Raw genomic sequence first — 23,379 nt, forward strand, 5'->3', positions numbered from 1 at the left:
GGTATGAATGCAGCCTATCCGCCGCGTTGGTCCCCGTAGGGGAAGGCACGGCTGACGTAAACTCACGCACATGGCGGTCACGTTGCACATCACCGGCGAGCCCAAGTCGGACGCAGTGCTCTCGGAACACCCGTTCGCGCTGCTCGCGGGCATGCTTCTCGACCAGCAGTTCCCGATGGAGCGGGCCTTCGCCGGCCCGTGGAAGGTGCTGGACCGGTTCGGCAGCATCGACCCGCGGGACATCGCCGTCGCGGATCCGGCGCGGTTCGAGGAACTCTGCACCACGCCGCCGGCCATCCACCGGTACGGCCGCGCGATGGCCGCCCGGCTGCAGACGCTGGCGCAGATCGTGGTGGACGAGTACGACGGACACGCCGAACGGATCTGGACCGAGGCTGCGTCCGGCGCCGATCTCGTGAAGCGGATCGAGGCCCTCCCCGGCTTCGGTGCGCAGAAGGCGAAGATCTTCGCGGCGCTGGTCGGCAAGCAGCTCGGCGTGAAGCCGCGCGGCTGGGCGACCGCCGTCGGCGACTACGGCAAGGTGGGATTCCGGTCGGTGGCCGACGTGGTGGACGAGGACTCGCTGCAGAAGGTGCGCGCGTACAAGAAGGAGAAGAAAGCGGCCATGAAGAAGGCGGGGGCATGACCGGACCCGGACAGGACGGAAGACCCGAGCCCTACAACGCGGACCAGGCGTACTCGCAGGCCATCCCCCTGCCGAATCCGCCGCGCGGCCCCGTCGGGCCCGGCCCCGTGACCGGTGCTCCGCCGCCCCCTCCGCCACCGCCGCCCAAATCGGGCCGCAACGTGGTGGTGGCGCTGGTGGCGGTGGCGGCCGTGGTCGCGCTCACCGCCGCGATCGTCGTGGCGGCGCTGCTCAGCGGGTCCAACGGCGCCGATCCCGGCGACGCCACCACCGCGAGCGCGGACGAGACCGCTTCGCAGTTCCGGGCCGAGGACTGCCTCTACGACGTGCCCGCGTCCCCCAAGGTGGGCAACTGCGACGACGGCGGCTCCCCGTACAAGGTGACCCAGGTGATGGAACCGGGTCAGAAGTGCCGGCCCGAGCAGACCTCGATCGCCAAGGGCCGCTGGTACTGCCTGACACCGAATCTCAACGTGAACTACTGCTACAGCACGCCCGCGCCCGGCTCCTGGATCAAGGCCGCCACGAAATGCGGTTCGCCGGGAACCATCACCGTGGTGTCCGTGGTGCCGGGGCTCAAGGACGTCGGCAAGTGCACGGGCGAGTTCGACCGCACCTACTTCTTCGACGAGCCCGTGGCCACCGTGTGCGCCAAGGAGTACAACTAGCAGCGCCGGGCGCGCTCGGTCAGCCCTGACCGAGCTCGTCGACCTCGGCGTCCACGATCTGCGTGGGCCGGGGCCGGCGCGGGGGCTGCGCGGCCCTCGCCACCTCGTTGGCGGTGCGGAGCGCGAACTTGGGCAACGTCGAGAGCAGGTCTGTGACGGGCTCGGCGACGGTGTTCGCCGCCCCCATCACGTCCTCGAGGTTGCCGATCCGATTGTTCATCGCCGACAGCGTGGGGGTGAGCCGGTTCAGGGCGTCGGTCATCTCTGCCAGCCGCTGCACGACGCCGTCCTCCGCGGTCAGCGTCTCCACGATGCCGCCCTCGCGGGTGGCGCGGTCGAGCGGACCGTCGGGCTTGATCACGCGCTCCACGGACCCACCCTCGTCGAACAGGTCGGCCAGCTTGTCCGCGGCGCCGTCGTCGCCGAACAGGCGGTCGATCGCGCTGCCGTCCCCGAGCAGGTCCGAGACGCGGTGCACGATGAACGGCACCCGGCCGACCGCGGTCACCAGGTTCTCGTGGCGCGCGCCGCCCGCGGACTCGGGATCGATCGCGTCGGCCGCCATGCCGACGGCCTCCCGCGCGATCGCGGCCGTGCTCTCGGCCGCCGCGAGCCCCAGGCCCGCCGCCGCCAGTCCCAATTTCGCGGGACCGGCCAGCACCTTCGGTATCTCCATACCTCCAGGGTAGCGCCGCACCGCGCGCGGCGGATCCGTGAAAGCCCGGAGATCTAGACGCCCGGCGTGGGGCTCACGACGTACGTCACGGATTCCTCGTCCGAGGAGATCCCGACGGTGAAACCGTGCCCGCGGTACACCGCGCCCACCTCGCCCGCGTTCTGCGGCACGTCCGGAGCGACGGGGAGCAGGCCCGCGGCCAGCAGGGCGCGGGTCGCGGCCACGGTGTTCTCCCCGTCGACGGTGATCCGCCACATCCGGTGCCCGACCTCGATCACCTCGGCCTTGCGCACCTCCCCCACGACGGGCACCTGCTGCGACGGATAGTCGCCAGGCAGCGCGACGGGTTCCGGCGCCGTGCCTCCGCACGCCGCCAGGAGCGGGGAAACGACGAGGGCGGCGCCGATACCGGCGCCGCCCCTGATCGTGCTTCTCATGAGCCCTTAGATCGAGATCTTGCCCTCGGCGATGCCGCGGATGATCTTGCGCTCGCGGCGGGCGCGGGCGAACCGCGAACCCACGAACCAGACGCCGAGCGCGGCGACCGCTGCGCCGGCGGCGAGCACCGGCGGCTTCGTCAGCGTGGCCACGACGGACGTCTTGGCCTGCTCGGCGAGCTTCTGCGGATTCGCGCGCTCCCCGAGCTGATCCAGCGTCGCCGCCAGCTGCTCCCGGGCGCGCTCGATGTCGCGTTCGATGCTCTCGGTGTCACGTGCCACGGGTTCCAACCTCCGGGTCAACCAGCTTGCAGATACTTCCCCGACAATAGACCAGCCGGGCCGGAGTCACCGTCCGGCGGGGCCGTCGCGGCGAATGTCGCCTGCACCTGGAGCCACTGGGCCAGCACCTGACAGCCCGTGAGTTCGTAGTCCTCGTACCGCAACCGGGCGAGCGGCTCGCTCGCGTAGGCCACGTGCCGGTCGCCGCGCAGGTTGTACTCGCGGCCGCGGTACCGCACCCGCGGCAGGTAGCCCAGGATCTCCCGGCCGGCCGTCTTCAGGCGCTCCACGTCGCGCCGCCACTGGCGCGATCCGAAGGCGGTTCGGGTGGCGTTCTGGAACTTGTCACCCAGGTACTCGCCCGCCGCCCGCGGCGCCCACGTCGCGAGGTCACGCAGGGTGAAATATGCTGTGGCATCGGCGATGTCACGCACGAACGAGTCCTCGCTGGCATTGCAGATCACGTCGTGCGGATGCGAGATCCACTGCACCGGCAGCCCGCCGGGGATCGGCGGGCCGTCGCCGGCAACGCCCGAACCCGCGAGCGCGGGGTCGCTGCCGCGCGGCCGCTCCGGATCGGACACGAGGCCGGCGGCGATGATCCGCGGCTCGACGGCGTCGCCCTCCGCGATGTCGCCGAGCACGCGTCGCACGACGGTGCAGCCCTGGGAGTAGCCGATGAGGGCGATGAGGCCGCGGGTCTCCGCGATCGCGGCCCGGAGCCGCTCCACGCCGATCTCGACCGACTCGGTGAAGGAGACGCCGTCGCGGGCGGGCACGGGTCCGTACGACGCCGGGTAGCCCACCCAGCGGGCCGCGAACCGGTCGTCGAGCTCGGCCACCACGTGGCTCAGCATTCCGGTGACCTCGGTGCGGGCGTCGTCGATCCACGACTCCCCCGTTCCGCCGACGGCGAGAACGGTGACCCGGGCCCGGTCGGGGTCCGCCTGCCGGCGGGGCTCCCTGCTGGTGACGGTGATCGCGTTCATGGCTTCACTCTTGCCGGAGCACCTGAACTCCAGCTGAAGGGGTCGTTAAGAAATCCGGGATGTGGTCGAGCTAACATCGCAGGTCACAGCCCTACGTCTGACACACGGGGCACCAGTACAGGTTCCGCGCCTCCATGACCTCGGTACGGACGGGGGCGCCGCACACGCGGCACGGTTCGCCCGTGCGGCGGTAGACGTAGGTCCGCGGGCGGTCCGGGGCGTACGACGGTGCGCCGAGGTCGTGTTCGGCGCGCACCACGTGCATGCGGCCGCGTTCGACGCCGATCGGCATGAGGGCCACGAGATCGGCCCAGATCCCGTCGAATTCGGCGGGACCGAGGGAGCGGCCCTCGCGGTGCGGGTCGATGCCGGCCCGGAACAGCACCTCGGCGCGGTAGACGTTGCCGACGCCCGCCATCACCTTCTGGTCCATCAGCAGCGCCCCGATCGGGCGGCGCGAGCGTTCGATGCGCCGCCGCGCCTCCTCGGGGTCGGAGCCGGGCTGCAGTGGGTCGGGGCCGAGCCGGGCGAGCACCGCGTCCACCTCGTCCTCGGTCACCAGCCGGCACGCCGTGGGCCCACGCAGGTCGGTGCCGCCGCGCGGTCCGACGATGCGCATCCGCACCTGCCCGACGGGGGCGGGCGGCGCACCGTCGAGCAGGTCGAAGCCGGTGAAGGCGCCGTAGAGGCCCAGGTGGACGTGCACGATCGCCCCGCCGGCGTAGCGGTGCCACAGGTGTTTGCCCCAGGCGTCCGCGCCGAGGAACTCCCGGCCGTCCAGGCGCTCGGCCTCGGGCGCGAACCTGCCCTGCGGGCTGGACACCCGCACCGTCGAACCGGCGAACAGCCGGTCGTGATCGAGGGCGAGCCGGTGCAGCGTGTGCCCCTCGGGCACGGGCCCCTACGCCTCGGGGGCGGCGGGAACGGCGGGGGCGACGCCCGTGCGCTCGTACTCCGCCAGGATGTCGATGCGGCGCTGGTGGCGCTCCTCGTCCGACCACGGGGTCGAGAGGAAGGCGTCCACGATGGCCAGCGCCTCGTCGACCGAGTGCATGCGGCCGCCGATGCCGATGAGCTGGGCGTTGTTGTGCTGACGGGCAAGCTGGGCCGTCTCCACGCTCCAGGCGAGGGCGCAGCGCGCGCCGGGCACCTTGTTCGCGGCGATCTGCTCGCCGTTGCCGCTGCCGCCGAGCACGATGCCCAGGCTGCCCGGGTCGGCGACGACGCGCGCGGCGGCGTCGATGCAGAACGCGGGGTAGTCGTCGAGGGCGTCGTAGGCGTGGGCACCGCAGTCGACCACCTCGTGGCCGGCGTCCGTCAGGTGCCGTGCGATCTGGGACTTCAGTTCGAAACCGGCGTGGTCGCCTCCGAGGTAAACGCGCATGGCCCAAGTCTGTCACGAGTCGCACGAGCGCTCGAAGGCGGCACAGCCTACATTCGATGGCATGGATGAACGCACCGAGCAGAACCCGGGCAAGGATCCGAACGACGGGTCCGACTCCACCGACTCCCCCGCCGCCTCCTCGCCCGAGGCCGCGCGCGGCGGGGCGTTCAGCGACGAGCCGAACGAGTCGACGATGCCGGCGACGGGGGTCTTCCCCGTGGTCCAGCCCGGTGACTACGCGCGGCCCGACGCCGGAACCGGGACGCCGTCGGACGACGCGTCCGAGGCCGCGACCGGGACGATCCCCGCCATCCCGGCCGGCGATTTCCCCACCGAGCAGCACCGCGCGGCGCAGGCCGCCGGCATGCCGCAGCTCGGCGCGCACGATCCGGCGATGTACCAGGGGCTCGGGGGCGGACCGCAGTACCCGGGCGGTCCCGTGCCCGCCTATCAGCCGCCGGCCTACGCCGGCGCGCCGCGGCGTCACCCGTGGGAGATCCCGCTGCTGGTGCTGGTGATCCTGACCACCGCCGTCATCTACGGCGGCGCGCTCGTGCTCTCGCTCGTCGGGCTCATCGACACCTACGTGCTGTTCATCCTTCTGGTGCCGATCCTCGTGTTCTTCGCCCGCGGCCTGAACTGGGCGACACCGCGCGTCCAGGGCATCCAGATGACGCCCACCCAGTTCCCCGAGGGCTATCGGATCGTCCGCGAGGCGGCCGCCCGGTACGGCCTGCGCGAGGTGCCCGACGCGTTCGTCGTGCTGGGCAACGGGCAGATCAACGCGTTCGCCTCGGGCCACGGTTTCCGACGGTTCGTGGTGGTCTACAGCGACCTGTTCGAGGTCGGCGGTAAGGCCCGCGATCCGGAGGCGCTGGCGTACATCGTCGGCCACGAGGTGGGACACATCGCCGCCGGTCACGTGTCCTACTGGCGGCAGATCGGCTCGTTCGCCATGAGCTACCTGCCGGTGATCGGCTCCGCGCTGTCCCGCTCGCAGGAGTACACCGCCGACAACTACGGCTACTTCAATCAGCCGTCCGGCGCCCCCGGCGGCATGGGCCTGCTCGGCGCCGGCAAGTACCTCGGCAAGGGCGTCGACTTCGATCAGCTGGCCGACCGCGCCACCACCGACCGCGGTTTCTTCACCTGGCTGGTGAACCTGCTGTCCTCGCACCCCGTGCTCACCTGGCGCGCGGCCGCGCTGCGCAACCGGACCAAGTCCGGATCGCTGTTCTTCGCCCCGGGCCAGACGGTGCGCGGCATCGGCGGCGGCGCGGTGGTCCCGTCGGGTCCCGTCCCCTCGTTCGACACCCAGGAGACACTGGCCCCGCCGCCGGACCAGGCGCTCGCGGCCCCCGGCCCGCACCCGGGCCCGTTCGGCCCCCAGGGACCGTCGGCCGGAGGCTGACCGGATCCGGCGGATCGTCGCCGGGTCAGTTCAGCTTCTCGCCGTACACACGGTCGATTCGCAGGCGCATGAGGACGCGCCTGTCCGCGACCATGACGCTGCGGTACTCGTCCCAGTCCGGGTGTTCTCCCGCGCCGGCGCGGTAGTAGTCGACGAGGGCGTCGACCGCTGCGTCGGAGGGCGAGTCCGCGGGCCCCGCGAGGGTGACCGCACCCTCCGCGGTGGCCCACGAGCGTCCGTCCGCGCTCGTGAACTCGAGGGCCGCGCGCGGGTCACGACGGAGGTTCGCGGTCTTCGCCCGGCCGTCGGTCATGGACACCAGGATCGCGTCCGCGCCCCGGTCGTACACGGCGGTGACGGGCGACAGTTGGGGCACGCCGCTGGCCCGGATGGTCGCCAGGACCGCCAGCCGCGTCGCTTCGATCAGGTCACGAGGGTCGTACGCCGCATCCGCCATGACCGCTGCAACGACTCCGCCGCCGCGGTCATTCCCGGCCCCTGGCCCGTCGATGCCCGGCCCGGGCGCCCGCGTCAGTCGACCGCGCGCAGGAAGCACCGGGCCGCGCCCAGGCGGTCCTCGTCGTACCCGTCCCACTTGGCGGCGGGCACGTCGTCCTGCGCCACCTCGGCGAAACCACGCCGGGCGAAGAACTCGGCCGCGTCGGTGCTCACGGTGACCGCGAACAGGGTGTGCAGGCCGAGATCGCGGCACCGGTCGAGCAATCCGTCCATGAGGAGTCCGCCCGCCCCGAGACCGGAGAACTCGGACACCGTGATCAGGCCGGACACCTCCCCGCAGCCCGTGCCCGCGTAGAGATCCGTTTCGAGCCCCACGATCCCGGCGAGGTGCCCCGTCCGGAGCACACGCGCCCCGAGCCCGCCGACCGCCATCCGGGCGATCTCGATCCGGCTGCGCGGCTTGAGCACGCCCTCGTGGACGCCCTGCGCGACGAGCGCCTCGATCGCCGGGAAGTCGTCCACCTGCAGCTGCGCCAGGTGCAGATAGCGCCCCTGCGTGAGCACCGTCCCCCGGCCGTCGAAGGTGAACAGCTCGAACTCGAGATCTTCTGCACGGCAGAGGTTCACGCTGTACGCGCCGCCCGCGAGCGCCGCCTCGGCGGCGGGGATGAAATCGCCCAGCCCGCGCTCGTCGAGGTGGGCGGCGAGCCGTTCGCGATGGACGTCCATATCGGCGAAGCTGCGCGGCGGCGAACCCCAGCCCCCACCCGGATCGGTGAGCACCATCTTCGACGCGCGCACGCTCGCCGAGATGGTGCCCGCCGTGCGGACGACGGCCCCGCGGGGCGCGGCGACCACGACGCACCGCGAGTCGGCGATCGCGAGCCACAGCGCGGCGGTGACGCGGTCGTCCCACTCCGCGTCACCGTCGACCACCGGGCCGGTGACCGCGCGGGCGACCGGCTCCGCGTCCTCGTGGGCGGCGAGGAACACGAACCGGGTGTCCCCGTGCCCGAACTCGGCGACGGTGCGGGCCACCACCGCGATCGCCTCCTCGGTGACCGTCGGTAGCGCGACCACGATGGTGACACCGCGGAACTCGTCGATGAAGAAATCGCGCTCGGGAATCGGTACGCCGCCGGCCGTCAGTGCCACCGCGGCGTCGCGGGGAACCAGCGGTCGGGAGCGCAGTCTCCGCGGGCTCACGCGGGCGTCGTCGTCGATCATGGTCCCACCATTGTGCGGGACCGCCGCCCGGCGTCCGCGGTCAGTCGAACGCGGGCTCCTCGTGTCGGGTGCGCTTGAGTTCGAAGAAGTGCGGATACCCGGCCAGCAGCACCGTGCCGTCCCACACCCTTCCGGCGTCCTCACCGCGCGGGATCCGCGAGAGCACGGGGCCGAAGAAGGCGACTCCGTTGACGTGGATGGTGGGGGTTCCCACGTCGGGGCCCACCTTGTCCATGCCGGCGTGGTGGCTGGCGCGGAGCGCCTCGTCGTAATCGGTGCTGTCCGCGGCCTGCGCGAGGTCGGCCTCGAGGCCCAGCTCGGCCAGGGATTCGGCGATGACCGTGCCGAAGTCCTTCTCGCCACCGTTGTGGATGCGGGTGCCCATCGCCGTGTACAGCGACGGCAGGATCTCGTCGCCGTGGCGCTGCGCCGCGGCGACGGCCACGCGAACGGGCCCCCATGCGGTCTTCATGAGCTCCTGGTAGATCTCGGGCAGGTCCTCCTTGCCCTCGTTGAGCACCGCGAGGCTCATGACGTGGAAACTCACGTCGATGTCGCGGACCTTCTCGACCTCGAGGATCCACCGGGAGGTGATCCAGCACCACGGGCACAGCGGGTCGAACCAGAAGTCGACGCGGTCCCGGGCGGATGCGGTCGGGGCGGTTTCGGTCACGGGATCTCCTTGGGTGAGCGTGCGCTGACGATGACGATTGTTCTCCTTCAGAGCCAACACCGCAGACCCCGATCCCCTTCCCCGCCGCACGCGGGTCCGCGCCGGGTGGCATTGTGGGTCCGGTCGAGTCATCGGGCTCCCGCGGGAGCCCCACCAGCCGAGTCACGAAGGAGCGTCGCCCTTGTCCGCCCCCAATCTCACCCGGGTCCAGGCCGCCGAACGCGCGGGCGTCGTCGACGTCACGCGCTACGCCGTCGAGCTGGACCTCACCGACGGCGCGAACGCGCCGGGCGAGAAGACGTTCGGCTCCACCACGACGGTCACCTTCACCGCGCAGCCGGGCGCCGAGACGTTCATCGATCTCATCGCCACCGGACTGACCGCCACGCTCAACGGCCGCCCGGTGGACACCGCCGGGTACACCGAGGAGCAGGGCCTCGCGCTCACGGGCCTCGCCGCGGAGAACGAGCTGGTGATCGCGGGCCGGTTCTTCTACTCCAACACCGGCGAGGGCCTGCACCGGTTCGTCGATCCGACGGACGACGCGGTGTACCTGTACTCGCAGTTCGAGACAGCCGACGCCAAGCGCATGTTCGCGTGCTTCGACCAGCCCGACCTCAAGGCCGTGTACGACGTGACCGTGACCGCCCCGTCGGACTGGACCGTCGTGAGCAACGGCGCCGAGGCGGGCCGCGATCCGCTCCCGACCGGCGCGCACCGCTGGACGTTCGCCACCACCGAGCCGATGTCCACCTACCTGGTGGCGCTCATCGCCGGCCCGTACGCCGTGTGGAGCGATGCCTACACGGACGAGCACGGCACCATCGACCTACGGCTGTTCTGCCGCGGCAGCCTCGCCGAGCACATGGACGCCGAGCGTCTGTTCACCGAGACCAAGCAGGGATTCGGCTTCTACCACAAGAACTTCGGCATCCCCTACGCCTTCGGGAAGTACGACCAGCTGTTCGTCCCCGAGTTCAACGCGGGCGCGATGGAGAACGCCGGCGCGGTCACTTTCCTCGAGGACTACGTGTTCCGCTCCAAGGTCACCCGCTATCTCTACGAGCGGCGCTGCGAGACCGTGCTGCACGAGATGGCGCACATGTGGTTCGGCGACCTGGTGACCATGCGCTGGTGGGACGACCTGTGGCTCAACGAGTCCTTCGCGACGTTCGCCTCGGTGCTGTCGCAGGCGGCGGCCACCGAGTACACCTCGGCGTGGACCACGTTCGCGAACGTCGAGAAGTCGTGGGCGTACCGGCAGGACCAGCTTCCGTCGACGCACCCCGTGGCCGCCGACATCCCGGACCTGCAGGCGGTGGAGGTCAACTTCGACGGCATCACCTACGCCAAGGGAGCGTCGGTGCTCAAGCAGCTCGTCGCGTACGTCGGGCTCGAGCCGTTCCTGGCGGGCCTGCGGACGTACTTCGTGGAGCACAAGTTCGGCAACGCCACGTTCGACGACCTGCTGCGCTCGCTCGAGGCGTCGTCGGGCCGCGACCTGTCGGACTGGGGCTCGCAGTGGCTCAAGACCACGGGCATCAACATCCTGCGCCCCGACTTCGAGGTGGACGACGAGGGCCGGTTCACCCGGTTCACCATCCTCCAGGAGGGCGCGCAGCCCGGCGCCGGTGAACTGCGCACCCACCGGCTGGCGGTGGGCGTGTACGACGACGCCGACGGCAGGCTGGTGCGCACGCAGCGGGTGGAGCTCGACGTGGCCGGCGAGCGGACGGATGTCGCCGAGTTGGTGGGCGTGCACCGCGGGCAGCTCGTGCTCGCCAACGACGACGACCTGACGTATTGCTCGGTGCGGCTGGACCCGCAGTCCCTGCAGACGGTGACCGACCGGATCGCCGACATCGCCGACTCCCTGCCCCGCACGCTCGGCTGGTCCGCGGCGTGGGAGATGACCCGGCAGGCCGAGATGCGGGCCCGCGACTTCGCGGCGCTCGTGCTGGGCGGCATCGGAGCCGAGACGGAGGTCGGTGTCGTGCAGCGCGTGCTGCTGCAGGCGCAGACGGCGGTGGAGTCCTACGCCGATCCGGAATGGGCCGCCGCGGAGGGCCGCGCGCAGCTGGCCGCGGGGCTGCTGCGCCTGGCCCGGGAGGCCGAGGCCGGCTCCGACTTCCAGCTCGCGTTCTTCAACGCGCTCGCCGGCTCGGCGCTCACCCCGGGCGGCGAGGAGGCCGGGGTGCTGCAGGCGCTGTTCGACGGCGCCGACCCCGCCACGGTCGGGCTCCCCGGGCTCACGGTGGACACCGATCTGCGGTGGCGCACCGTCAACGCCCTCGCCCGGGCGGGCGCCCTGAGCGCGGACGCCATCGAGGCCGAGGTGCTGCGCGATCCCACGGCCGCGGGCGAGCGCTCGGGCGCCACCGCCCTCGCGGCGCGGCCGGACCTGCGGGTCAAGGAGGAGGCGTGGGAGAAGGTGTTCGGCGACGATTCGATCTCCAACACCATGACCCGCGCCGTCGCGGCCGGCATCGCCGCGCCGGGCCAGGGCGCGCTGCTGGCGCCCTTCACGGAGCGCTACTTCGCGGCGATCGACGAGGTCTGGGCGCGCCGCTCCTCGGAGGTCGCGCAGACCGTGGTGGTGGGGCTGTACCCGTCGTGGGACATCTCCGAGGCGGCGGTGGCCGCGGCCGACCGCTGGCTCGAGGGCGACCGGCCCTCGGCGCTCCGCCGACTGGTCCTGGAGGGACGCGCGGGCATCGTCCGCTCCCTGCAGGCGCGCGCGTTCGACGCGAGCTGACCGCCGCCGAGGACCGGAGGCTCACCCGTGCCCGACGACCGCGACACCACGACCGCGGAGGCGCTGATGCGCTCCCGGTTCGCCGCCTTCCGCGACGGCGACGCCGCGTGGCTGCTCACGTCCTGGCACCCGTCGACCCGGCCCGCGGAACTGACGCTCGACGAGGGGCTGCGCTGGCGTGGCCTGCAGATCGTGGACACGGTCGACGGTGCCGAGGGCGACGAGGCCGGCATCGTCGAGTTCCGCGCCACGTACATCGGGCCGGACGGTCACGGCGTGCTGCACGAGCGCTCCCGATTCGTCCGCGAGGGCGGCCGGTGGTTCTACGTCGACGGCGACTTCCCCGGGGATTGAATCCGAGGACCCGCCATGCGGGTGGACATGGCCCCGCATGGGTCGACGAATGACGAACGGCCCCGGACCGTGAGGTCCGGGGCCGAGTCGTCGATGCGTCGTACTACGCCGTGGGCGGCTTCACAGCCGAGGCCATGACGCGCAGTGCGGCGATGAGGCCGTCGACCAGGTCGCCCTGCTGGAACGGCGGGATGGCTGCGGTGACGCCGAGCTGCGCGACCTTGTCGCCCAGCCGGTCCTGGACCGCGCTGCCCGTGAGCACGACGATGTCCCTGGTGTTCGGCGAGACCGCGATGAGCGCGGCGTACTCGGGCTCCGGCGCCTGCCGCAGTACGGCCTCGGCTCCCGCGTGCACGTCGTCACCCAGGTCCCCGATGTAGATCGAGAAACGGGCCCTGGCGTCGCGGGTCGCGCGGATCAGCGCCTCGTCGAGGCCGATGAGCTCCTCGCGCGTGAACGGCGGGTTGGCCGGCGGATCGCTGGCCTGCCGGGCCGCGGAGATCCGGCCGCTGGAGGTGATGGCCGTACCGATGGGCAGATCGCCCGCCGGGACGGCGACGGTCTGTCCGTGATCACCACTTGCCACTTGCGGCACCCCCGATCAGGTCCTCGTTGTCATGGTCGCCGTGATGGGCGCCGTGCGGGCCCACCTGGGCCTCGTCCACGGCGCTGAACAGCATGGGCTCGCGCGTCCACGGCTCGCCCAGCTTGTACTCACCCGGCTGCTGGTACTTCTCGTTGCGACCGGTGGCCATCGAGATCACCGTGAGAACGACGATCACGACGGTGGCGATCACGGTGACAGCGCCGACGATGTTGAGGATGCTCACCTCAGCCCCTTTCCTGCGGCCGGGAGCACCCGGCGGCGTGCGGTCTTCTCGCGATCAATTTAGCCTATGCCGCTTCGAGGTCGAGATACCGACTCCACATCGGGTCGACCTCCTTGAGCGTGGAGAGCAGGCGCCAGTGCCGCCCCTTCGGCGCCCGCGGCTCGAAACGCAGGCTCCAACCGATTTCGGACAGCAGCCTGTCCGCCTTGCGGTGATTGCACTGTGCGCAGCAGGCGACGCAGTTCTCCCAGCTGTGCCCACCGCCCCGGGAACGGGGCTGGACGTGGTCGATCGTGTCGGCCTTCGCACCGCAGTACCCGCACCGGAACCGGTCCCGGTGCATCAGCGCCGCCCGGGTCATGGGGACGCTCGCCCGGTACGGGACGCGGACGTAGGTGCGCAACCGGATCACCGACGGCACAGACAGAGAACGGTCCGCTGAATGAACCAGCGGACCGTTCGGGTCGTCGTGGACCACATCGGCCCTGTCCCTGAGCATGAGGACTATCGCGCGCCTCATGGAGATCGCGGTGAGCGGCTCGTAGGTCGCGTTGAGGAGGAGCACCCGCCGCTTGCCCCAGGCGTCGCGATCGGTTCGGGAGTCGTCGGCTACCGCGGTGGCCGCGGATCGTCCCGCGCCGTGCGTTCGCTTCATACCACTCCTCGTCGATCGTGCGGGTCCACCGACGCGGCGGACTCGCCCCAGCCAGTGCACCACGTCGAAGGCGGTTTCGCACGCTGATTTCGGCGCATTTCGAGGGGCGAATCGAGGGACGGCCGGTGAACGCGAGGTGACGCGGTGAGCCGTGCCCCGGCTCGGGCCGCCGTCGTCACCCCGGGGCGACGACGGTCCGCTTCCGCGTCCCCCGGGCCGCTCGGGCGCGTCGGCGCCGCGTGCAAGACTGGGAAGGTGAGCAGCCGCGACCAACCGAACTTCTACGACGCCGTCGGGGGCGCCGAGACCTTCCGCGACCTGATCCACCGCTTCTACCAGGAGGTGGCCCGGGACGAACTGCTGCGGCCGCTGTACCCCGAGGAGGATCTGGGCCCCGCCGAGGACCGCCTCCGGATGTTCTTCGAGCAGTACTGGGGCGGCCCCCGGACCTACTCCGAGCAGCGGGGCCATCCGCGGCTGCGGATGCGGCACGTGCCGTTCCGGATCACCGAGATCGAACGCGACGCGTGGCTGCGCTGCATGGACACCGCGATCGCGTCGATCGACGACGACCGGATGCCGGCGGATCGCAAAGAGGAGCTGCGGTCCTACTGTGTGATGGCCGCGCAGATGCTCGTCAACACTCCGATGGGCGCCTGACGGCGTAGACGCCCCGCGACAGCCCCCGCGAGAGAAGGAAGCGATGACGCAGCCCGCGGCACCCCGCACCGCTTACGACGCGCCCTGGTGGAAGGACGCCGTCTTCCACCAGATCTACCCGCGCTCGTTCTCGGACTCGAACGGCGACGGCGTGGGCGACCTGCGCGGCGTGATCGACCGCCTGGGTTATCTGGAGCTGCTGGGGATCGACGCGCTGTGGCTCTCGCCGGTGATGCGCTCCCCCATGGCGGATCACGGTTACGACGTCTCGGACCCGCGCGACATCGATCCGTTGTTCGGGTCGGTCGCGGACCTCGACGACCTGATCCGCGAGGCGCACGCGCGGCACATCCGCGTCACGATGGACCTGGTCCCGAACCACACGTCGGATCAGCACCCGTGGTTCCAGGCAGCGCTGCGTGCCGGCCCGGGCAGCCGCGAGCGCGAGCGGTACGTGTTCCGCGACGGCCGCGGGCCGAACGGCGACGAGCCGCCGAACAACTGGCCGAGCGTGTTCGGCGGCCCCGCATGGCACCGCGTCACGGAGGCCGACGGCCGTCCGGGCCAGTGGTACCTGCACATCTTCGCCCCCGAACAGCCCGACCTGAACTGGCTCGACGAGGAGGTCTTCCAGGACCTGGCGACCACGCTCCGGTTCTGGCTCGACCGCGGCGTCGACGGCTTCCGGATCGACGTCGCGCACGGCATGGCGAAGCCCGACGGGCTTCCGGACATGGACATGATCACCAACCGGATCATGGACAACGACGAGAACGATCTCCGGTTCAACAATCCCGGCGTGCACGCGATCCACCGCCGGATCCGCGCCGTGATGGACGAGTACCCCGGGCGGGTCACCGTCGGCGAGATCTGGTGCAAGGACAACGACAGGTTCGCCGAGTACATCCGCCCGGACGAGCTGCACTTGGGCTTCAATTTCCGCCTGGCGGAGGCGGAGTGGGACGCCGCGGAGATCCGCGAGGCGATCGACAACTCCCTGATCGCGGTGGAGGGCGTGACCGGGATCCCCACCTGGACGCTGTCCAATCACGACGTGGAGCGGGAGGTCACCCGGTACGGCGGGGGTGCTCTCGGCACCGCGCGGGCGCGGGCGATGATCCTCGTGGAACTGGCGCTGCCCGGAACGGTGTTCCTGTACAACGGTTCCGAGCTCGGCCTGCCGAACGTCGACCTGCCCGACGAGGCCCTGCAGGATCCGACCTGGGAGCGCTCCGGGCACACCGAGCGCGGCCGGGACGGTTGCCGGGTCCCGCTGCCGTGGCAGGGTTCGGCTCCGCCCTACGGCTTCTCGTCGAACGAGAGCACCTGGCTCCCGATGCCCGCCGATTGGCAGGACCTCACAGCGGAGGCGGAGCTCGAGGACCTGGACTCCACGCTCACGCTCTACCGCACCGCGCTCGAACTGCGCAGGATGCGGCCGGAGTTCCGGGGCGACGCGATCGAGTGGTACGGCGCGCCGGGGCCCGGCCTGCTGGCCTTCCGCCGGATCGACGGCCGGCTCACGTGCGTCCTCAACGCGTCCGGCGCCCCGGTCGAGTTGCCGGACGGCGAGGTCATCCTGTCGAGCGCCCCGCTGGTCGACGGTCTGCTCCCGGCCGACGCCGCCTGCTGGCTCGCCTGATCGGGTCCGACGGTGCCCGACCCCCGCTCCGACCCGAAGCTGCAGGAGCTCGCGCTGCTGCGCAGGGTGCGCGACCGCATCGACCGCGAGTACGCGCAGCCCCTCGACGTGGAGGCGCTCGCGCGGGGAGCGCACATGTCCTCGGGGCACCTGAGCCGGCGCTTCCGGTCCGTGTACGGGGAGTCGCCGTACAGCTACTTGATGACCCGCCGGATCGAGCGGGCGATGACGCTGCTGCGCCGCGGCGACCTCTCGGTCACCGAGGTGTGTTTCGCGGTCGGCTGCTCGTCGCTGGGGACGTTCTCCACGCGGTTCAGCGAACTCGTGGGCCTGTCCCCGAGCGAGTACCGGCGGACGGCGGCCGGCGACACCGACGGCATCCCCTCGTGCTTGGCGAAGCACGTCACGAGACCGGTCAGGAATCGAGAAGCGCCGTATTCGCCGCCGTCCTAACGTTGTCCGCATGGACATCTACATTCAGCACGCTTTCCTCCCGGCCGTCGATTTCGAGGCCTCCCTCGCGTTCTACCGCGACGCACTGGGTTTCGAGGTCCGCAAGGACGTGGGCTACGGCGACATGCGGTGGATCACCCTGGGGCAGCCCACGGGCGAGCACACCACGCTGGTGCTGCAGCCGCCCGCCGCGGATCCGGGCCTGACGGACGACGAGAAGCGCACCATCGACGAGATGATCGCCAAGGGCAGCTACGGCTTCCTGGTGCTCTCCACCACCGATCTGCAGGCCGCCTTCGACAAGGTGGCGGCGACGGGCGCCGAGGTCGCGCAGGAGCCGATGGACCAGCCCTACGGAGTCCGGGACTGCGCGTTCCGGGATCCCGCCGGGAACATGGTGCGGATCAATCAGCTGGAGGTCTGAGCCGCGACGGCGCCGATGCGCTCGCGGGAGGTGCGGCCCCGTCGCTCGACGGGCTGCGCACCGACCGCCGCAGCCAGCCCTACCGGCGCCGACAGGTCCCCGTAGATCGTCTCGTGCGCACCGGCCGGGACCCGGTAGGTCTCGTGCCAGATCCCCACCCGCGCGCGGCCCGCGTCGTGGGTCATCGAGTAGAACTTGAGCCAGGCCGGGCGGTGCTCGAAATCGGTGGAGTGCGAGTACTTCTCAAGGTCGTCGAAGCTGCGCCAGTACTGCACCACGAGCGGGCCCGACGGGGCGAGCGCGTTGAAGCCGCCGAGGTAGCCGAGCGCCCCGCCCGCGGCGCGGTCGCGCTCGATCTCCGCCTGCATGCGCCGCATGGACCGGGCCACGAACAGCGTCTGGTCGAGGCGCCAGGCCCGCTTGGGCTGCATGCCGAGCAGGAACACCACCACGTCGCCGTCGTGGGTGTCGGTCTGGATGTCGTGCTTCACGGTTCCTCCTGGACAACATTGGATAGTGACACTACCCATATTGGAGAGCGGACCTATCCCATGTCAAGATCTAGGCATGAGATTGTCCGAACTCTCCGCGGAGACCGGCGTCAGCAAGGCCTCGCTGAAGTACTACCTGCGCGAATCACTGCTCGCGCCGGGGACCGCGATCAGCAAGACCCAGGCGCAGTACGGCCCCGACCACGTCGAGCGGGTCCGGCTGATCCGCGCGCTGGTCGAGTCCGGCGGACTCTCCCTCGCTCAGGTGCGCCGGGTGCTCGACGCGCTCGACAATCCGTCGGTCGCGCGACACGACCTGTACGGCGTCGCGCAGGAGGCGCTCGCTGAGACCACCGACGTCGAGGCGGACGCGGAGTGGACGGCCCTGGCCGCCTCTTACGTCGCTGATCGCGGATGGCGCGTCCAGGCCGGGGACGCCCTGATCCCCCAGCTCGGAGCGCAGCTCAAGGCCGTGGCGGACACCTGCCGCGTGAGCGGCCTCGAAACGCTCGACCGGTGGGCCGACGCCGTCGAGCGGATCGCCGAGGCCGACGTCGACACCCTCACCGGCGACGCCGCGGACGACCTGCGGACCGTCGTGGTGGGCACCGTGCTCTCGGACAGGGTGCTCGCCACCCTGCGCCGGCTGGCGCAGCAGGACCGCAGCGCACGCGTGTTCGGCGATGCCGATCAGACGAGCAGCCCGGGCCCCGCCTCGCGCCGCTGATAGAGCGAGCCGTACCGGGCGTCGATGCGCACCCAGGTCGCGGTCGTGGAGACCCGCACCGGCTCCTCCGGCCCGTCGGCGGCGAACCCCATGGCCTCCAGTGCGAAGGCGGTGCGCAGCGTGAGCGGCACCGTCGCACCGCCTCCGGTCACGCTCGCGACCTCCGAGTCCAGGAGCGACGGTGGCGGCCCCGCGGGCCCGCCGGTCTCCCGCCCCACCTCGACGCCGCGGGCGGCCACCTCGCGCAGCGCCTGCGCGGGCACCGAATCCACCGGCGAGAACCCCGCCCGGGGCGGCAGCGCACCGCGCCACGCCGAGTCCAGGGCGAAGCCCACGTCCACGTAGCCCGTGGGATCCGACGGGGCGGAGCGGATCGAATCCAGCGCGGTCAGGGCGCTGCACACCACGGACTCCGGGGCGACGGTGCCGGTCAGCACGCGCATCGCGAGCACCCCGAAACCCGTACGCCCCCACACCTCCACGCGCTCCTCGTCGCGCCGGCGCAGCCGCAGCACGGCCGAATCATCGGTGCGCAGCAGGCGGGTCGCGAATGCCGCGAAGTTCGACCGGGGCGCCTCCCCGGCCACGGTCAGCCTCCGGTCGCTCACCGCGAGAACGACTTCAGGTAGTCGCGCTGCTCGCCGGACAGCCGCCGCACGCGCTGCTCCCCCACGTCGAACGCCGCCAGCCGCACCTGCGCCACCACCGCCGCCGCCGAGTCCGGGTCGGCCGCAGCGGGCCGTACCTCGTGGTGCACCACGAAGTCCGCGGCCCGCACGGCGGAGGTCCACAGCGTCACCTGCAACGGCGAATCCTGGTGCCGGAGCTGGCCGCGGTACTCGACCTCCAGCTTGGCGAGCAGCAGCCCGTCCAGCAGGTCCCGCGTCGGCGCGTCCGGTGCGAACAACAACGGGATCCGCGCCTCCTCGAGCAGCGTCACCATGCGCGCGTTGTTGATGTGCTGGTACACGTCCATATCGGACCAGCGCACGTCGACGGGCACGGTCAGGCCCGATGCGCCGCCGTCGAAGGTGGTGCGCACGCCCGTGACGCCCGCCGCGGTGAAGCTGTACTCGGTCACCCGTCCAACGCTAGCCGACGGTCGCCGGCCCGACCTACCCCACGTGCCGCAGCAGCGACCGCAACGCGCGGGTGGCCACCGAGAGGCTGGACTCCTTGTTCGCCAGCGCGCCGCTGCCGTCCGCGGGGTCCAGGATCTCGCCGAGCAGGGAGCCGACGCGGTTGAGGCGCTGCGCGTTGTGCGAGGCCCAGTCGGCGATCTTCTGCTCGGGCGCCTGGTCCGGGTCGGTGAAGTTGAGCACCTCGATGGTGAGGGCCCGCAACGCGCCGTACAGGTCGTCGCGCAGCGCGAGCCGCGCCATCTCGCTCCACCGGTCGCCGCGCGGCAGCTCCGCCACCGCGCCCAGCATCCGGTCCACACGCAGGTGCTGCATGAGCGCGAAGTAGAGCCGGCCGACCTCCTCGTCCTCACGCTCACTGATGTCCGCGATGTCCACCACGTCCAGCAGGCTGAACCGGTACAGGGCGCGCGCCACCTGGCGCGCCAACTCCTCGGGCACGCCGCCCGCGATCGCGCGCTCCGCGGACGTGCGGGCCTGGGAGTCGTACTCGATCCCCCAGCCCCCCATCTGCGCGGACAGGGCGGCCACCCGATCGGCGTACCGGTTGACCTCGGCACCGATCGCCAGCGGCTGCGGCCGGTTGGTGAGCATCCACCGGGAGGCGCGGTCGAGGATGCGGCGGCTCTCGGCCAGCAGCGCCGCGGATTCGTCCGCCGACACCGGGAGCTCCCTGATGGCCTCCCACGTCGCGGGCAGGTCGAACACGCGGCTCACCGCCACGAAGGTCCGGACGGCGTCGCCCGCGGACGCACCCGCCTCCTCCGCGAGCCGGTACACGAAGCTCACGCCCGCGTTGTCGACCAGCTCGTTCACCACCTGGGTGGTGACGATCTCGCGGCGCAGCGGGTGCGCGAACACCGCCTCGCCGGCCCGCTCCCGGATCCGGTCCGGGAAGTACTCGGGCAGCCGCGAGGTGATCACGTCGTTGTCCGGAAGGTCGCTGGAGAGCACGTCGTCCTTGACGGCGAGCTTCACGTGCGCCATGAGGTTGGCCAGCTCCGGCGAGCTCAGGCCCAGGCCCGCGGCCTGCAGCTTGTCGGTGTCCTTGCGGGTGGGCAACGCCTCGAGGCGCAGGTCCACTCCGCGGTTGCGGGACAGATCCGCGAGGATCCGCGCGTGCACGTCCACCATCTTCGGCGCGAGCGAACGCTCCACCGAGAGCGCGGTGTTCTGGGAGACGTTGTCCGCCAGCACCAGCCGCGACACGTCGTCGGTCATCGACACCAGCAGATCGTGCCGCTCGGAGGCCGGGATGTCGCCCGCCTCGATCCGGCGGTCGAGCAGGATCTTGATGTTCACCTCGTGGTCGGAGCAGTCGACGCCGGCGCTGTTGTCCATCGCGTCGGTGTTGACCCGGCCGCCGCTGCGGTCGAACTCGATGCGGCCGAGCGGTGTGACGCCCAGGTTGCCGCCCTCGCCGATCACCTTGGCGCGCACCTCGTTTCCGTCCACACGGATCGCGTCGTTGGCGCGGTCGCCCACTTCCAGGTTGGTCTCCGTGGACGCCTTGACGTAGGTGCCGATGCCGCCGTTCCACAGGAGGTCGACGGGCGCCACCAGCACCGCGCGCATGAGCTCGGGCGGCGTCAGTTCGGTCACCCCGTCGGGCAGCCCCAGCGCGGCCCGGACCTGCGGGCTGATGGGCACCGACTTCTGGTCGCGGCTGTACACACCGCCGCCCTCGCTGAGCTTCGAGCGGTCGTAGTCCTGCCAGGACGACCGCGGCAGGTCGAACAGCCTCTGCCGCTCCGCGAAACCGGCCGCCGCATCGGGATTCGGGTCGAGGAAGATGTCCCGGTGGTCGAACGCCGCCACGAGCCGGATGTGCTCGGAGAGCAGCATGCCGTTGCCGAACACGTCGCCGCTCATATCGCCGACGCCGGCGGCAGTGAAGTCCTCGCTCTGGGTGTCCACCCCCATCTCGCGGAAGTGCATCTTCACCGATTCCCACGCGCCGCGGGCGGTGATGCCCATGCCCTTGTGGTCGTAGCCCTCGGATCCGCCGGAGGCGAACGCGTCGCCGAGCCAGAACGTGTAGCCCGCGGCCACGTCGTTCGCGATGTCCGAGAACGACGCGGTGCCCTTGTCCGCCGCCACCACGAGATAGGTGTCGTCGGCGTCGCGGCGCACAACCCGTTCGGGCGGCAGCACCTCGCCGTCGGGCCCGAGGTTGTCGGTCACGTCGAGCAGGCCCGAGATGAACCTGCGGTAGCAGGCCACGCCCGCCTCGCGCTGGGCCTCGCGGTCGGCGGCAGGATCGCCCGTGGCCTCCGGCGGCTGTTTGACCACGAAGCCGCCCTTGGCGCCCACGGGCACGATCACGGCGTTCTTCACGGCCTGCGCCTTCACCAGGCCGAGGATCTCCGTGCGGAAGTCCTCCCGGCGGTCCGACCAGCGCAGGCCGCCGCGGGCCACCATCCCGAACCGCAGGTGCACGCCCTCGACCTGCGGCGAGTACACGAAGATCTCGAAACGCGGACGCGGCTTGGGCGTCTCGGGGATCCGGCCCGGTTCCAGCTTGAGCGAGAGCACCGGCTTGTCGGCGTAGTAGTTGGTGCGCACCGTCGCCTGGACCACGTGCAGGTACGCGCGCAGGATGCGGTCGGCGTCCAGGCTCGTGACCGCGGCGAGGGCCGCCTCGACGTCGGCCTCGGCCTGCTCCGCCGCGTCGGGGTCCGCCTCGATCGGGTCGAACGTGGCGGTCCACAGCCGCTGCAGGGCGAGCACCGCGTCGCGATGCTCGAGCAGGACCTGGGCCATGTGTCCCGGGCTGTAGGCGAAGCCGCACTGCCGCAGGTACTGGCCGATGGCGCGCAGTAGCGCGACCCGGCGCCAGTCCAGGCCGAACGCGAAGATCAGCTCGTTGAACCGGTCCACCTCGGCGTCGCCGCGCCACACCGCCGCCGCGCCGTCGCTGGCGAGGCGGCGCAGTCCCGCCAGGTGCTCCGGCAGGTCCGCTTCGGCCACCCCATCGGAGGCGTTGTCGCGCAGCGCCTTCGGAACCCGCAGGCCGAAGTCGTAGAGCGAGCACAGCACACCGTCGGGCCGGCGCACCGTGTACGGCCGCTCATCCAGGACGTCGACGCCCAGCGACTGCAGGACCGGAAGCGCTTGGGACAGGGTGACCTTGCCCCCGGTGACGTACATGGCGAACCTCAGGCCCGCCTCCTCGTCCGTCTTCGGATCGTAGAAGACCAGGTCGAGCCCCTCCGGCGGCAGCGCCGCGATGCGCTGGACGTCCGCGATGGCCTGCTCGGGGGTGGTGTCCTCCTTGTAGTTCGGCGAGACGCCGGGGAGGTACTCGCGCACCGTCGCCGCGTCGGCGCCGGCCGCCGCGGCGGCGCTCACCACGTCCTCGTCCCAGGTGCGGCTCACGTCGCCCAGCCGCGCCCGTATCCGCGCCTCGTCCTCGGCGCGGAGCACCGGCACCGTCGTACCGTCCCGCGGCAGCAGGATGAATTGGATTCGGGCGATGGCGGACTCGGTCACGCGGGCGGTGAACCGGTCCACCTTCATCCCGGTCTCGTCCTCCAGCACGTCGATCAGCACGCCGCGGGCGCGCGAGGTGTACCGATCGCGCGGGAGGTAGACCAGCGCCCGCGCGAACCTGGCGAGCTTGTCGGTGCGCAAGAACAGTGCCAGATCGCCGTCACCCAGCTCGCGCAGGCCGCCGAACACGCGGGCGAGCTCGTCCTCGTCGGCGACCAGCAGCCGCAGGCGCGGGTAGGTCTGGATGTACTCGAGGAGCCGCTGATCGGCGTCGCCCGACGGGTCCACGCCGATCCGGGTGAGCACCCGCTCGATCTTGTTGCCGACCATCGGGATGCCGAACACGTTGTGGTGCAGGCCCAGCACGGTGAGGGCCATCGCGAACACCTCGGACGCGCCGCCGTCTGCGGGACGCGCGGCCAGCAGGAAGGGCGAACCGGCCGCATCGCCCAGGGGCCGCGCGAGCTCCACCACGGCGATGCCGCCGGGCTCTGGCGTGGGCAGCGCATCGATGACCGCGCGCACGTTCTCGTCGAGGTCCTCCAGGACACCCGTCCCGGTGCCGCCGCTCCAGGAGCCCAGGACGCGGGCGTTGCCGTCCGACAGCCAGTTCATCAGATCCGACGGGGAGCGCCCCGGCGGCTGCGTCGACACGGCGGCCGCGGTTCGGTTGAAGACGGACGGGTCTGTTCCGGGCTGCGCCACGGGCGTGCTCCTCCTGCGGGTCGAGGCAAGCGGGCACGCCGAATACACGGTCAGCACGCGGCGCCGTTGCCTGGTGTGACGGAGCCTGTGAGCTCCGCGCACCACACTACGACCGAGGAGGGGGCTACGTGCCAGTAATGACGGACGACGGCGCCCGGGACGGGTGTCCCGGGCGCCGTCGTCACCGCGGCTCGTGGAGC

General features: G+C 71.5%; 26 protein-coding genes. 10 read left to right on the forward strand and 16 right to left on the reverse strand.

Annotated elements, in window-relative coordinates:
- The first annotated feature begins 70 nt into the window (after positions 1-70).
- Together BN39_RS17160 and BN39_RS17165 are read left to right on the forward strand one after the other, a co-directional pair.
- The gene (locus BN39_RS17160; RefSeq protein ID WP_019203679.1) at positions 71-646 is read left to right on the forward strand and encodes an HhH-GPD-type base excision DNA repair protein; all 576 of its coding nucleotides are present in this window, start codon (positions 71-73) and stop codon (positions 644-646) included.
- Entirely contained in the window at positions 643-1,314 is a 672-nt protein-coding gene (locus BN39_RS17165) for a hypothetical protein (RefSeq protein ID WP_019203680.1), read from the forward strand. The genes BN39_RS17160 and BN39_RS17165 overlap by 4 nt, the downstream gene beginning before the upstream one ends.
- A 19-nt stretch (positions 1,315-1,333) precedes the next feature.
- On the opposite strand, the gene BN39_RS17170 is transcribed toward BN39_RS17165, so the two are convergent.
- The 6 genes from BN39_RS17170 to BN39_RS17195 form a co-directional block, all read right to left on the reverse strand.
- Positions 1,334-1,990 carry a hypothetical protein gene (locus BN39_RS17170; RefSeq protein ID WP_019203681.1) on the reverse strand — a complete coding sequence of 219 codons (657 nt, stop codon included), beginning with the start codon at positions 1,988-1,990 and terminating at the stop codon, positions 1,334-1,336.
- A 53-nt stretch (positions 1,991-2,043) separates the two neighbouring features.
- Positions 2,044-2,427: a hypothetical protein gene (locus BN39_RS17175; RefSeq protein ID WP_019203682.1), complete on the reverse strand. Its 384-nt coding sequence runs from the start codon at positions 2,425-2,427 to the stop codon at positions 2,044-2,046.
- A 6-nt stretch (positions 2,428-2,433) separates the two neighbouring features.
- Positions 2,434-2,709 carry a DUF3618 domain-containing protein gene (locus BN39_RS17180; RefSeq protein ID WP_019203683.1) on the reverse strand — a complete coding sequence of 92 codons (276 nt, stop codon included), beginning with the start codon at positions 2,707-2,709 and terminating at the stop codon, positions 2,434-2,436.
- Positions 2,710-2,726: 17 nt separating this feature from the next.
- Complete coding sequence (locus tag BN39_RS17185) at positions 2,727-3,698, reverse strand: PE-PPE domain-containing protein (RefSeq protein ID WP_019203684.1); 972 nt, start codon at positions 3,696-3,698, stop codon at positions 2,727-2,729.
- Between the two features lie 91 nt (positions 3,699-3,789).
- The gene (locus BN39_RS17190; RefSeq protein ID WP_019203685.1) at positions 3,790-4,593 is read right to left on the reverse strand and encodes an Fpg/Nei family DNA glycosylase; all 804 of its coding nucleotides are present in this window, start codon (positions 4,591-4,593) and stop codon (positions 3,790-3,792) included.
- Positions 4,594-4,599: 6 nt separating this feature from the next.
- On the reverse strand, positions 4,600-5,082 hold the full coding sequence (locus BN39_RS17195) for a ribose-5-phosphate isomerase (RefSeq protein ID WP_019203686.1): 483 nt from the start codon (positions 5,080-5,082) through the stop codon (positions 4,600-4,602).
- Between the two features lie 394 nt (positions 5,083-5,476).
- Between BN39_RS17195 and BN39_RS22385 the strand changes: the two genes are divergently transcribed.
- Positions 5,477-6,493, forward strand: coding sequence for a M48 family metallopeptidase (locus tag BN39_RS22385; protein WP_237741726.1), 1,017 nt, complete (start codon positions 5,477-5,479; stop codon positions 6,491-6,493).
- A gap of 25 nt (positions 6,494-6,518) precedes the next feature.
- Here BN39_RS22385 and BN39_RS17205 read toward each other — a convergent pair whose 3' ends face one another.
- From BN39_RS17205 to BN39_RS17215, 3 genes are all read right to left on the reverse strand, one after another.
- Positions 6,519-6,950, reverse strand: coding sequence for a PPOX class F420-dependent oxidoreductase (locus BN39_RS17205; RefSeq protein WP_019203688.1), 432 nt, complete (start codon positions 6,948-6,950; stop codon positions 6,519-6,521).
- Positions 6,951-7,024: 74 nt separating this feature from the next.
- Positions 7,025-8,179, reverse strand: a complete 1,155-nt coding sequence (locus BN39_RS17210; RefSeq protein ID WP_019203689.1) for a GNAT family N-acetyltransferase — start codon at positions 8,177-8,179, stop codon at positions 7,025-7,027.
- Between the two features lie 40 nt (positions 8,180-8,219).
- The gene (locus BN39_RS17215; RefSeq protein WP_019203690.1) at positions 8,220-8,852 is read right to left on the reverse strand and encodes a DsbA family protein; all 633 of its coding nucleotides are present in this window, start codon (positions 8,850-8,852) and stop codon (positions 8,220-8,222) included.
- 181 nt (positions 8,853-9,033) lie between these two features.
- On the opposite strand from BN39_RS17215, the gene pepN reads away from it, so the two are divergent.
- Together pepN and BN39_RS17225 are read left to right on the forward strand one after the other, a co-directional pair.
- Positions 9,034-11,607 (forward strand): aminopeptidase N, encoded by a 2,574-nt coding sequence (gene pepN, locus BN39_RS17220; RefSeq protein WP_019203691.1) that lies wholly within the window; start codon positions 9,034-9,036, stop codon positions 11,605-11,607.
- Between the two features lie 27 nt (positions 11,608-11,634).
- Positions 11,635-11,961: a YchJ family protein gene (locus BN39_RS17225; protein WP_019203692.1), complete on the forward strand. Its 327-nt coding sequence runs from the start codon at positions 11,635-11,637 to the stop codon at positions 11,959-11,961.
- 103 nt (positions 11,962-12,064) lie between these two features.
- Here BN39_RS17225 and BN39_RS17230 read toward each other — a convergent pair whose 3' ends face one another.
- From BN39_RS17230 to BN39_RS17240, 3 genes are all read right to left on the reverse strand, one after another.
- Positions 12,065-12,547: a DUF5130 domain-containing protein gene (locus BN39_RS17230; protein WP_019203693.1), complete on the reverse strand. Its 483-nt coding sequence runs from the start codon at positions 12,545-12,547 to the stop codon at positions 12,065-12,067.
- Positions 12,534-12,791, reverse strand: a complete 258-nt coding sequence (locus BN39_RS17235; protein ID WP_019203694.1) for a hypothetical protein — start codon at positions 12,789-12,791, stop codon at positions 12,534-12,536. Before BN39_RS17235 ends, BN39_RS17230 begins: the two co-directional genes overlap by 14 nt.
- A 64-nt stretch (positions 12,792-12,855) precedes the next feature.
- On the reverse strand, positions 12,856-13,446 hold the full coding sequence (locus tag BN39_RS17240; RefSeq protein WP_081586138.1) for an HNH endonuclease: 591 nt from the start codon (positions 13,444-13,446) through the stop codon (positions 12,856-12,858).
- A gap of 255 nt (positions 13,447-13,701) precedes the next feature.
- Here BN39_RS17240 and BN39_RS17245 point away from each other — a divergent pair, with 255 nt between their 5' ends.
- From BN39_RS17245 to BN39_RS17260, 4 genes are read left to right on the forward strand one after another with little or no spacing between them, the layout of a single operon-like run.
- The gene (locus BN39_RS17245; protein WP_019203696.1) at positions 13,702-14,106 is read left to right on the forward strand and encodes a globin; all 405 of its coding nucleotides are present in this window, start codon (positions 13,702-13,704) and stop codon (positions 14,104-14,106) included.
- 43 nt (positions 14,107-14,149) lie between these two features.
- Positions 14,150-15,748, forward strand: coding sequence for a glycoside hydrolase family 13 protein (locus BN39_RS17250; protein ID WP_019203697.1), 1,599 nt, complete (start codon positions 14,150-14,152; stop codon positions 15,746-15,748).
- A 12-nt stretch (positions 15,749-15,760) separates the two neighbouring features.
- Positions 15,761-16,201, forward strand: a complete 441-nt coding sequence (locus BN39_RS17255) for a helix-turn-helix transcriptional regulator (protein WP_019203698.1) — start codon at positions 15,761-15,763, stop codon at positions 16,199-16,201.
- 10 nt (positions 16,202-16,211) lie between these two features.
- A complete protein-coding gene (locus tag BN39_RS17260; RefSeq protein ID WP_019203699.1) occupies positions 16,212-16,625 on the forward strand; it encodes a VOC family protein in 414 nt (137 codons plus the stop codon).
- On the opposite strand, the gene BN39_RS17265 is transcribed toward BN39_RS17260, so the two are convergent.
- Positions 16,610-17,116: a DUF4188 domain-containing protein gene (locus BN39_RS17265; protein WP_019203700.1), complete on the reverse strand. Its 507-nt coding sequence runs from the start codon at positions 17,114-17,116 to the stop codon at positions 16,610-16,612. The genes BN39_RS17260 and BN39_RS17265 overlap by 16 nt on opposite strands.
- A gap of 76 nt (positions 17,117-17,192) precedes the next feature.
- On the opposite strand from BN39_RS17265, the gene BN39_RS17270 reads away from it, so the two are divergent.
- Positions 17,193-17,843: a MerR family transcriptional regulator gene (locus BN39_RS17270; protein WP_019203701.1), complete on the forward strand. Its 651-nt coding sequence runs from the start codon at positions 17,193-17,195 to the stop codon at positions 17,841-17,843.
- Here the strand turns inward: BN39_RS17270 and BN39_RS17275 are convergent.
- From BN39_RS17275 to BN39_RS17285, 3 genes are all read right to left on the reverse strand, one after another.
- Positions 17,807-18,451 (reverse strand): hypothetical protein, encoded by a 645-nt coding sequence (locus tag BN39_RS17275; RefSeq protein ID WP_019203702.1) that lies wholly within the window; start codon positions 18,449-18,451, stop codon positions 17,807-17,809. The two genes, BN39_RS17270 and BN39_RS17275, sit on opposite strands and share 37 nt — an antisense overlap.
- On the reverse strand, positions 18,448-18,885 hold the full coding sequence (locus tag BN39_RS17280; RefSeq protein ID WP_256378510.1) for a thioesterase family protein: 438 nt from the start codon (positions 18,883-18,885) through the stop codon (positions 18,448-18,450). Before BN39_RS17280 ends, BN39_RS17275 begins: the two co-directional genes overlap by 4 nt.
- A 73-nt stretch (positions 18,886-18,958) precedes the next feature.
- A complete protein-coding gene (locus BN39_RS17285; protein ID WP_019203704.1) occupies positions 18,959-23,179 on the reverse strand; it encodes an NAD-glutamate dehydrogenase domain-containing protein in 4,221 nt (1,406 codons plus the stop codon).
- Positions 23,180-23,379 lie beyond the last annotated feature (200 nt).

The sequence above is a fragment of the Tsukamurella sp. 1534 genome (assembly GCF_000312385.1).
Taxonomy (GTDB): domain Bacteria; phylum Actinomycetota; class Actinomycetes; order Mycobacteriales; family Mycobacteriaceae; genus Tsukamurella.